Source organism: uncultured Nisaea sp. (genome assembly GCF_963974195.1).
In the GTDB taxonomy this organism is placed as follows: Bacteria; Pseudomonadota; Alphaproteobacteria; order Thalassobaculales; family Thalassobaculaceae; genus Nisaea.
This window is the reverse complement of record NZ_CAXBDC010000143.1, coordinates 1-8757: the sequence shown is the minus strand read 5'-3', so window position 1 is coordinate 8757 and position 8757 is coordinate 1. Positions and strand designations below refer to the sequence as shown.

The window sequence follows — 8757 nt, the reverse complement described above, 5'->3', positions numbered from 1 at the left end:
ATATTGCTTGGGAGCAGAACCCATGTCGGACAACCGCAGCGCGACCGTCAAGCGCGTGACCAATGAAACCAGCATTTCCGTCGAGCTTTCGCTGGACGGAACCGGGAAATATGACGTCGAGACCGGGATCGGCTTCCTCGACCATATGCTGGAGCAACTGTCCCGACATTCGCTGATGGATCTGAAGGTCCGGGCCGAGGGTGATCTGCATATCGATGCACACCACACGACCGAGGATTGCGGCTGGGCCATCGGCGATGCCTTGTCGAAGGCGCTGAAGGACCGCAAGGGTATCAACCGGTACGGCTCCTCCTATCTGCCGATGGACGAGGCGCTGAGCCGGGTTGCGCTCGATTGCTCGAACCGCCCCTTTCTGGTCTGGCGGGCGACTATGCCGGCGCAGAAGCTGGGCGATATGGACACGGAGCTGTTCCGGGAGTTTTTCCAGGCCTTCAGCCAGGCGGCCGGGCTGACCCTGCATATCGAGAATCTTTACGGCGACAACACGCACCATATCGTCGAATCCATCTTTAAGGGGGTCGGCCGGGCGTTGCGGGTGGCCATTGAGATCGACCCGCGTCGCGGCGATGCCGTGCCTTCGACCAAGGGCACCCTCGGGGGGAGCCTGTGACCGCCTCTGGCGGCCGGACCACAGTCGCAGTTGTTGATTATGGGTCCGGCAACCTCCGTTCGGTGGCGAAAGCCTTCGAGCGGGTGGCGGCCGAGCATGGCAAAGGCACCGAGATTGTCGTGACATCCGATCCGGCCGTGGTGCGCGCGGCCGGGCGCATCGTGCTGCCGGGGGTTGGTGCCTTCGCGGATTGCCGTGGCGGTCTCTATGGCCTGCCCGGCATGGTCGAGGCGCTGACGGACGCAGTACTCGGGAACGGCACGCCGTTTCTCGGCATCTGCGTCGGCATGCAGCTCATGGCGGAGCGCGGGCTGGAGCATGTGACGTCGGAGGGGCTGGGCTGGATCGGCGGCGAGGTGCGTTTGATCAAACCCGCGCCGGCACCGGATGGCCAGGCCCTCAAGGTTCCGCATATGGGCTGGAACAGGCTGAATATCCTCCAGCCGGAGCATCCGCTGCTGAAAGGCATCGAAGAGGGTGCTTTCGTTTACTATGTGCACTCATATCTGTTCGATGTGGCAGACCGCGCCGACCTGATCGCGTCCAGCGATTACGGGGGCGAGATTGCGGCGCTCATCGGACGCGAGAATTACTTTGGAACCCAGTTTCATCCGGAGAAGAGCCAGGCCAACGGGCTTGCCTTCATCCGGAATTTTCTCGACTGGGCTCCATGAAGGAGGGCGGCATGGACGACAGCGGCGCTGAAACACATTTTCCGCCGGCTCCCACGGTCGAGATGCTGACCGAGTTCGGCCCGGGCGACTTGCAGGACCTGTCGGACGCGGCGGAAGCGGCGATCAAGGATGGTGGCGGTTTCGGATGGATATCCCCGCCGCCGCGGGAAACGCTGGAAGCGTTCTGGCGCGGGGTCCTGCTGATCCCCGAGCGCGATCTTTTCGTGGGCCGGCTCGACGGGGTGATCGCGGGCTCTTGCCAGATCCAGAAACCGGCACGGAACAACGAGGCGCAGCGTCATACCTGCAGCCTGACGACGACCTTTGTCGCTCCATGGGGCCGGGGGCATGGTCTGTCCCGCGATCTGATGGAGATTGCTGAAAAGCACGCGCGGGACGAAGGTTTCAAGGTGTTGACGCTGGATGTGCGCGAAACCCAGCATGCGGCCATTCGGCTCTATGAACGGCTTGGATATATCCGGTTCGGCAGCCTGCCGCATTATGCCTATGTGCGGGACGGCTTCGTTGCCGGACACTTTTTTTACAAGGAATTGGACGCGGCATGATCCTGTTTCCCGCGATCGATCTGAAGGGCGGCCAGTGTGTCCGGCTGCTCAAGGGCGAAATGGATACGGCGACGGTCTTCAATGACGATCCCGGCGCCCAGGCGCGTCTGTTTCAGGACGCCGGGTGCGGCTGGGTTCATGTCGTCGATCTGGATGGCGCCTTTGCCGGGGAAACCCGGAATGGCGAAGCGGTTGACCGGATTCTGGCGGCAGTCGATGTGCCGGTGCAGCTTGGCGGCGGTATCCGCGACATGGCGGCGATCGATGCCTGGCTTGAAAAGGGCGTCGCCCGGGTCATTCTCGGCACCGTGGCCCTGCGGGACCCGGAACTGGTGAAAGCAGCCTGCGCGCGCCATCCGGGACGTATCGCGGTCGGTATCGATGCCCGCGACGGCATGGTCGCGGTCGAAGGCTGGGCCGAAACCTCGACCCTGTCGGCCGTTGATCTCGCGCGGCAATTCGAAGGCTGCGGCGTGGCGGCAATCATCTTCACCGATATCGACCGGGACGGCGCTCTCGGCGGCGTCAATGTGGCGGCGACCGCCGCTCTGGCAAACGCGATCTCGACGCCGGTGATCGCCAGCGGCGGGGTGGCTTCGCTCGATGATCTTGCCGCGCTTAAGGCGGCGGGCGCGCCGGGTATCGCGGGCGCGATTTCAGGCCGGGCGCTCTATGACGGGCGGATCGATCTGGCCGAAGCGGTCGCTCTGCTGGCCGCCCCCGAAGCGGAGGCCGTCTGATGCTGACAGCGCGCGTTATCCCCTGTCTCGACGTGAAGGACGGCCGTGTCGTCAAGGGCGTCAACTTTCTCGATCTGGTCGATGCCGGCGATCCGGTGGAGCAGGCCAAGATCTATGACCGCGAAGGCGCGGACGAGCTTTGCTTTCTCGATATCACCGCCAGCCATGAGGAACGGGACACGCTGTTCGATGTTGTTGGCCGGACGGCGGAGCAGTGCTTCATGCCGCTGACCGTCGGCGGTGGCGTGCGCACGCTGGAGGATATCCGCAAGCTGTTGCTGGCAGGTGCCGACAAGGTGTCGATCAACACGGCGGCGGTGAAGGACCCGGATTTCGTGCGCCGGGCGGCGGAGAAATTCGGCAGCCAGTGCATTGTCGTGGCGGTGGATGCGAAAAGCGTCGGGCCGGACAAGTACGAGATCTTTACCCATGGCGGCCGCGAGGCGACGGGCATCGATGCCGTCGCCTGGTCCCAACGCATGGCTGAATACGGAGCGGGCGAAATCCTGCTGACCTCGATGGACCGGGACGGCACCAAGCAGGGCTTTAACCTGCCGCTCACCCGGGCGATTTCCGATGCGGTGAGCATTCCGGTGATTGCCAGCGGCGGTGTAGGCACGCTGGAGCATTTCGCTGAAGGCATTCTCGAAGGCCACGCCTCGGCGGTCCTGGCCGCGTCCGTCTTCCATTTCGGCACGTTCCGCATCTCCGAGGCAAAAGCGGCGATGGCAAAGGCCGGTGTTCCCGTGAGGCCGCAATGAGCGAGCATATTCTCGACCGGCTGCACGCGGTCATCGACTCCCGCAAGGGGGCTGATCCGGAAAGCTCTTACACAGCAAAGCTGTTCGACAAGGGCCCGAAAAAGATCGGCCAGAAGGTTGGCGAAGAGGCGGTCGAGACCGTGATCGAAGCCGTCGCCGGCGATCGTGCCGGGCTGACGGCGGAGAGCGCCGACCTGCTGTATCATCTGCTTGTGCTGTGGAGTGCGTCGGGGGTCAGGCCGGAGGATGTCTGGGCTGAACTGGCGCGCCGCGAGGGGCTGTCCGGGATCGAGGAAAAGGCAAGCCGCTCCGAGTGAGCGCCGCCGATTGGGAGTGAGGGGAAGTTCGATGTCCTATGATGAGCAGAATGTATTCGCCAAGATCCTGCGCGGCGAAATTCCCAACAAGACCGTCTATGAAGACGAGCATGTTCTCGCCTTTGAGGATATCCAGCCCCAGGCTCCGGTGCATGTGCTGGTGATCCCGAAGGGTCCCTACAAGACCATGAACGAATTCTCGGAGCAGGCGAGCGATGAAGAGATCGTCGCCTGGGTCCGGGCCATCGGCAAGGTGGCGAAGATCACGGAAACCCGCGAAGACGGGCATCGCCTGATCGTGAATACCGGCGAGAATGGCGTGCAGGACGTGCCGCACCTCCATATCCACCTGCTCGGCGGCCGCCGTCTTGGCCGGATGCTGCAGAAGCCGGACTAAAGCGGGGGGATTATTCCCCTTCCACGATCCGCATATTGTCTCCCCAGAAGGAATAGAGCCCGTCCAGCACGGCGGCAAAGTCCAGGCTGCGGTAGGCCCAGGCGATTTCCTGGCCTTCCAGCGAGAAATAGTCCGCATCGCCCTTCAGCGGGCAATGGGTCACCTTGTCCAGCTTGACCAGCGGTACGGTCAGGGCCTGCTCCGGCAGGTAGAGGCGGGGCTCGTAAGCCCGGCGGCCGATTTCTATTACCCGCAGTGCATCCACGCTGTCCGCGACGAGACGATCACCGAAAAAGATCCGGATCCTGCGCCCGGCAGGCTGGACCACCATGAAGTGGTGCGGATTTGCAGGGTTGCGGATCGCTCCCTCAACCGGGGCAACAGTGTCGGGCAAATCACTCTCTGCCACAGGCATTCTCCCTTGATGGTCAATGCTGAAGATCTTGGGTGCAACTCTCCAATGTACAAGGACACGGTTGCGCGAACCGTCGCCAGGGTGCGTTGCAAATAAGTCTTTAAGGCGGGGTAATTTAAGGTTTAGCGTTTAACCCACACCATAGAGTGTTGATTTTATTGATTGATATGCGGTCCTGGATTGATTAAAGTAAAACTGTAAACAGATGCCAAGATATAGAGAAAACAGCATCCATTTTTTCTATATGTTGTTGCCTGTTTGTATGGGCATGCGAATATTGACCTGGACCTGAACAATGCTGATCGAAGAACTTCAGCAGGAACTCGACAAAATCGTCTCCAAGCACGAGGCGTTTTTGCGTCGCTATCCAGGCGGTGAAATCGCCGATCTGAGACAGCGTGATCTGCGCGCCGTTCGTCTTCCGGGCGTGGATCTGCGCCAGGCATTGCTCGCTGGTGCCAATTTACAGAACAGTGTTTTTGCCGGCGCCAACCTGTCCGACGCCCAGATGCTGACGGCGCGTCTCAGCAATTCCGATCTGTCCGGCAGCCGCCTCGTCGGCGCCAATCTGCGGGGGGCGTCTCTCGCCGGCGCGAAGCTGATGGCGGCGGACATGACCAACGCCGATCTGCGGCCGATGAAGATCCGCGACGTGCATCACGCGATCGAGCAGGTGGCCGATCTGCAGAACAGCGACATGTCCGAGGCGAAGCTGATCCATACCGACCTCAGCAACGCCAACCTTTCCGGCGCGGTTGCAGTCAGTGCGAACTTCTCCTCCGCCAAACTGGTCGGTGCCAATCTCCATCATGCCGATCTCAGCCGGACGATCTTCAAGGACGCGGTGTTGCAGAACGCCAATCTTCAGGGTGCGAACCTGACCCAGGCGCAGATGCGCAACAGCGATCTTTCCGGTGCGGACCTGCGGTCCTGCAACTTTGACGGTGTCGATCTGACCGATGCGGACCTGACCGATTGCCGCATAGCGTCGGGCATGGAAAATCTGCCGGAAGATATCCGGAACCGGCTTGTGGAGCATTTCCACTGGGTTTCCTCGGGTGGCGCCAAAGGCACGCGCGGGGATTTCCGTGATACGGATCTTTCCGGCATGGATCTGAGCGGGGCGGAGCTTAGCGCGGCGGAAATGTCCCGGGTCAAGCTGAACGGCACCAAGCTGAAAGGCGCGTCGCTCCGGCTCGCCAACCTGCAAAATGCCAACCTGACCCAGACGGATTTGACCCGGGTAGACATGCGCGGGACAAATCTGAAAGACGCGGATCTGAGCGGCGCGATCCTGGTCTCCGCCCGCCTGTCCCGGATTGCGATCCTGAAGCCGGGTACCCTTGAGGTGCTGCGGGAATGGCCGACGGATCTGCGGGGCGCCAAGCTGGTCGGCGCGGACTTGCAGCGGGCTGATTTCGCGGGTGCCCTTGTCGAGGATACCTGCTTCGACCATGCGGACGTGACCCATGCCAGCTTTACCGAAGTGGCGGTCCGGTCCTGCTCTTTCCTTGATGTGCGCGGTGGCGATCCGGCATTGCTCGAAGAGAACTCCTAGACGGCATCCCACCTGAAAACAGGTCAGACCGCCCCATAACCAGCCGGGAGACATTCTCGGTGGGGCGGATATGGTTGCGCGGGTTCGGACAGTGGCGTTTCAGGGGGTGGATACCCTCGATATCGATGTTCAGGTGCATATGGGCAACGGGCTGCCCGCCTTTTCCATCGTCGGCCTTCCGGCCAAGGCCGTGGACGAGAGCAAGGACAGGGTCCGGGCGGCGCTGAGTGCGCTTGGTCTTGCCCTGCCGCCACAGCGCATCACCGTCAATCTTGCCCCGGCCGACGTCATCAAGGAAGGCAGTCACTACGATCTGCCGATCGCCGTCGGGATCCTGGTGCAGATGGGGGTGCTTCCGGCGGAGGAAATCGCCGGATATCTGGTGCTTGGCGAACTGGCGCTGGACGGGCAATTGACGGAAGTCTCCGGGATATTGCCCGCGGCCCTCGGGGCGGTCTCGCGCGGGGTTGGCATCATCTGTCCGGAAAAGGTTGGCCCGGAAGCCGCCTGGGCCGGGGATCTCGATGTGCTGGCGCCGCGCACACTGCTGGCGCTGATCAATCATTTCAAGGGCAGCCAGGTGCTCACCCCGCCCGAGCCCGCGGGGGCGGAGGAGCCGGGCCTGTTTCCCGATCTTGCGGATGTGAAAGGCCAGGAAAGCGCCAAGCGGGCGCTCGAAATCGCGGCGGCCGGTGGCCATAACCTCTTGATGACGGGCCCTCCGGGTGCGGGCAAGTCGATGCTGGCTGCCCGGCTGCCGGGGCTTCTGCCGCCGCTCGATGCGCGGGAGGCACTGGAGGTCAGCATGGTGCGCAGCGTTGCGGGCGACCTGAAGGGCGGCCGGATATCGCGCGCCCGGCCCTATCGTGATCCGCACCACTCCAGCAGCATCCCGGCGCTTGTCGGCGGCGGCCTGAAGGCCCGACCGGGGGAAGTCTCCCTCGCGCATTGCGGGGTCCTGTTTCTCGACGAGCTGGCGGAGTTTCCGCGCACGGTGCTGGATTCACTGCGGCAATCGATCGAGACAGGGCAGGCGGTGGTGAGCCGGGCCAACCACCGGGTAACCTATCCGGCCCGGTTCCAGCTCATTGCGGCGATGAATCCCTGCCGGTGCGGATATCTCTCCGATGCGGCACAGGCCTGCGGGCGCGCGCCGAAATGCGGCCTCGACTATCAGGCGCGTCTTTCAGGCCCGCTGCTGGACAGATTCGACCTGCGTATCGAGGTCGAGCCGGTCTCGGTCCGGGAGCTGGGACTGCCGCCCGATACAGAACGGTCCGAAATCGTGGCCGCCCGGGTGGCTGCCGCCCGCAGCCTCCAGCGCCGCCGTTTCGAGAGAGCGGGGGGCGAGGGCAAGACCAATGCGGAGCTTGGCGGAAAGCTGCTGGAGGAGCATGCCCGGCCCGATCCGCCGGGGCAGGCTTTGATGGAGGAGGCGGCGGCCCGCCTCGCACTGTCGGCGCGCGGCTATCATCGTATCCTGCGGGTTGCCAGAACCATTGCCGATCTGGAGCAGTCTGAAGCTGTCAGAAAACATCATGTTGCGGAGGCACTGGCTTACAGGGGGCTGGTTCTGAAAAAAGCAGCCTGAATAGAGTAAAATTCTACTCACACGAGAGAATAATATGATATTCGGTCATATCGATAATTATCGGTGTGGCTGTTATGTCCGCGCGCAACGGAAGCCCGATCCGGCTTCTCGCTTCTGTCCTGCTGTTGTCTTTGCTTCTGGCCCCGCCGCCGGTGCGTGCGGAGCCGTTGGATGCCAATTGTTTCCAGCAGTGCCCGGTGACGCGGACGGTGAACCGGATCGTCGCGCGTGCCAGCCATACATTTTCCAACAACGCCGCGACGAAGTTCGCCGATTGGGTGGCCTATGACGTCGTGCCGGCGGATATCGGCCCCTCGCAGCGCCGGTCCTGGCGTCCCGACCCCTTGTTGCCGCCGGATGAGACGCTGGAGCCGGCGGATTACAAGGGGGCGCACAAGGCGCTGAAAACGGACCGGGGGCATCAGGCACCATTGGCCAGCTTCACGGGCGCACCCGGCTGGCAGGCGACAAACTACCTCTCGAACATCACGCCGCAGAAAAGCGCCCTCAATCAGGGCCCCTGGAAAGAGCTCGAGGCAGCAGTCCGGGTTCTTGCAAGGTCTGGCGCCGGACGTGTGCACGTTCTTACCGGGCCGCTGTATGAGCGGGAGATGCCGCCGCTTCCGGGAGCGGACGAGCCGCATCGCGTGCCGAGCGGATACTGGAAAATCATCTCCCTGCTGCGCGGAGACGCGCTTGAGGTTGCGGGTTTCGTGCTGGATCAGGAAGTGCCGCGCAAAGCCGATTTCTGTGACAGGGCCTATGAGGCGTCTGTTGCCGGAATCGCCGTGCGGTCCGGCCTGACATTCACGCCGGAACTGGAAAGAGCGCCTGGCGGTCAGGTCAATATGCTGCGGGCGCGTCTTGGCTGCGCGGCAATCGTCTCGTCATCCGGGGCGACGCCGCGCAGTTGAGATTTCAGCGTTTGGACTCGATGGCGTCCCAGAGTTCCGCCTCGATGGAACGTCCATCGAAACGGCCGAGTTCCTGCAGGCCGGTTGGCGAGGTCACATTGATTTCCGTCAGATAGTCGCCGATCACGTCGATGCCGACGAAGATCAGTCCCTTCTCGGCCAGGGTCGGGCCGATGATCTCGCAGATTTCCGC

Annotated in this window: 11 protein-coding genes and 1 pseudogene; 10 read left to right on the top strand and 2 right to left on the bottom strand. The window is 62.8% G+C overall.

Annotated elements, in window-relative coordinates:
- Positions 1-22 precede the first annotated feature (22 nt).
- From hisB to AAC126_RS20565, 7 genes are read left to right on the top strand one after another with little or no spacing between them, the layout of a single operon-like run.
- Positions 23-631 carry an imidazoleglycerol-phosphate dehydratase HisB gene (gene hisB / locus AAC126_RS20595; RefSeq protein WP_339857084.1) on the top strand — a complete coding sequence of 203 codons (609 nt, stop codon included), beginning with the start codon at positions 23-25 and terminating at the stop codon, positions 629-631.
- Complete coding sequence (gene hisH, locus AAC126_RS20590; protein ID WP_339857082.1) at positions 628-1305, top strand: imidazole glycerol phosphate synthase subunit HisH; 678 nt, start codon at positions 628-630, stop codon at positions 1303-1305. The genes hisB and hisH overlap by 4 nt, the downstream gene beginning before the upstream one ends.
- Before the next feature lie 11 nt (positions 1306-1316).
- The gene (locus tag AAC126_RS20585) at positions 1317-1871 is read left to right on the top strand and encodes an N-acetyltransferase (protein WP_339857080.1); all 555 of its coding nucleotides are present in this window, start codon (positions 1317-1319) and stop codon (positions 1869-1871) included.
- Positions 1868-2611: a 1-(5-phosphoribosyl)-5-[(5-phosphoribosylamino)methylideneamino]imidazole-4-carboxamide isomerase gene (gene hisA / locus AAC126_RS20580; protein WP_339857079.1), complete on the top strand. Its 744-nt coding sequence runs from the start codon at positions 1868-1870 to the stop codon at positions 2609-2611. Before AAC126_RS20585 ends, hisA begins: the two co-directional genes overlap by 4 nt.
- Positions 2611-3372 carry an imidazole glycerol phosphate synthase subunit HisF gene (gene hisF / locus AAC126_RS20575; RefSeq protein ID WP_339857077.1) on the top strand — a complete coding sequence of 254 codons (762 nt, stop codon included), beginning with the start codon at positions 2611-2613 and terminating at the stop codon, positions 3370-3372. Before hisA ends, hisF begins: the two co-directional genes overlap by 1 nt.
- Positions 3369-3689, top strand: coding sequence for a phosphoribosyl-ATP diphosphatase (locus AAC126_RS20570; protein ID WP_339857076.1), 321 nt, complete (start codon positions 3369-3371; stop codon positions 3687-3689). Before hisF ends, AAC126_RS20570 begins: the two co-directional genes overlap by 4 nt.
- Positions 3690-3720: 31 nt before the next feature.
- Positions 3721-4086, top strand: a complete 366-nt coding sequence (locus AAC126_RS20565; RefSeq protein WP_339857074.1) for a histidine triad nucleotide-binding protein — start codon at positions 3721-3723, stop codon at positions 4084-4086.
- Positions 4087-4096: 10 nt separating this feature from the next.
- Here the strand turns inward: AAC126_RS20565 and AAC126_RS20560 are convergent, their stop codons facing one another.
- Complete coding sequence (locus AAC126_RS20560) at positions 4097-4495, bottom strand: DUF427 domain-containing protein (RefSeq protein WP_339857072.1); 399 nt, start codon at positions 4493-4495, stop codon at positions 4097-4099.
- A 301-nt stretch (positions 4496-4796) separates the two neighbouring features.
- Between AAC126_RS20560 and AAC126_RS20555 the strand changes: the two genes are divergently transcribed.
- The 3 genes from AAC126_RS20555 to AAC126_RS20545 all read left to right on the top strand — a co-directional run bounded on the left by AAC126_RS20555 (position 4797) and on the right by AAC126_RS20545 (position 8564).
- On the top strand, positions 4797-6059 hold the full coding sequence (locus tag AAC126_RS20555) for a pentapeptide repeat-containing protein (protein ID WP_339857069.1): 1263 nt from the start codon (positions 4797-4799) through the stop codon (positions 6057-6059).
- Positions 6060-6129: 70 nt separating this feature from the next.
- On the top strand, positions 6130-7650 hold the full coding sequence (locus AAC126_RS20550; protein ID WP_339857066.1) for a YifB family Mg chelatase-like AAA ATPase: 1521 nt from the start codon (positions 6130-6132) through the stop codon (positions 7648-7650).
- A gap of 74 nt (positions 7651-7724) precedes the next feature.
- The gene (locus AAC126_RS20545) at positions 7725-8564 is read left to right on the top strand and encodes a DNA/RNA non-specific endonuclease (protein WP_339857064.1); all 840 of its coding nucleotides are present in this window, start codon (positions 7725-7727) and stop codon (positions 8562-8564) included.
- A 4-nt stretch (positions 8565-8568) separates the two neighbouring features.
- On the opposite strand, the pseudogene AAC126_RS20540 reads toward AAC126_RS20545, so the two are convergent.
- A pseudogene (locus AAC126_RS20540) lies at positions 8569-8757 on the bottom strand (glutathione synthase); the annotation flags it as partial.

Coding starts and splice junctions, on each gene's coding strand:
- hisB (WP_339857084.1), top strand. CDS start 23: ATGTCGGACAACCGCAGCGCGACCGTCAAGCGCGTGACCAATGAAACC.
- AAC126_RS20585 (WP_339857080.1), top strand. CDS start 1,317: ATGGACGACAGCGGCGCTGAAACACATTTTCCGCCGGCTCCCACGGTC.
- hisA (WP_339857079.1), top strand. CDS start 1,868: ATGATCCTGTTTCCCGCGATCGATCTGAAGGGCGGCCAGTGTGTCCGG.
- hisF (WP_339857077.1), top strand. CDS start 2,611: ATGCTGACAGCGCGCGTTATCCCCTGTCTCGACGTGAAGGACGGCCGT.
- AAC126_RS20570 (WP_339857076.1), top strand. CDS start 3,369: ATGAGCGAGCATATTCTCGACCGGCTGCACGCGGTCATCGACTCCCGC.
- AAC126_RS20565 (WP_339857074.1), top strand. CDS start 3,721: ATGTCCTATGATGAGCAGAATGTATTCGCCAAGATCCTGCGCGGCGAA.
- AAC126_RS20555 (WP_339857069.1), top strand. CDS start 4,797: ATGCTGATCGAAGAACTTCAGCAGGAACTCGACAAAATCGTCTCCAAG.
- AAC126_RS20550 (WP_339857066.1), top strand. CDS start 6,130: ATGGTTGCGCGGGTTCGGACAGTGGCGTTTCAGGGGGTGGATACCCTC.
- AAC126_RS20545 (WP_339857064.1), top strand. CDS start 7,725: ATGTCCGCGCGCAACGGAAGCCCGATCCGGCTTCTCGCTTCTGTCCTG.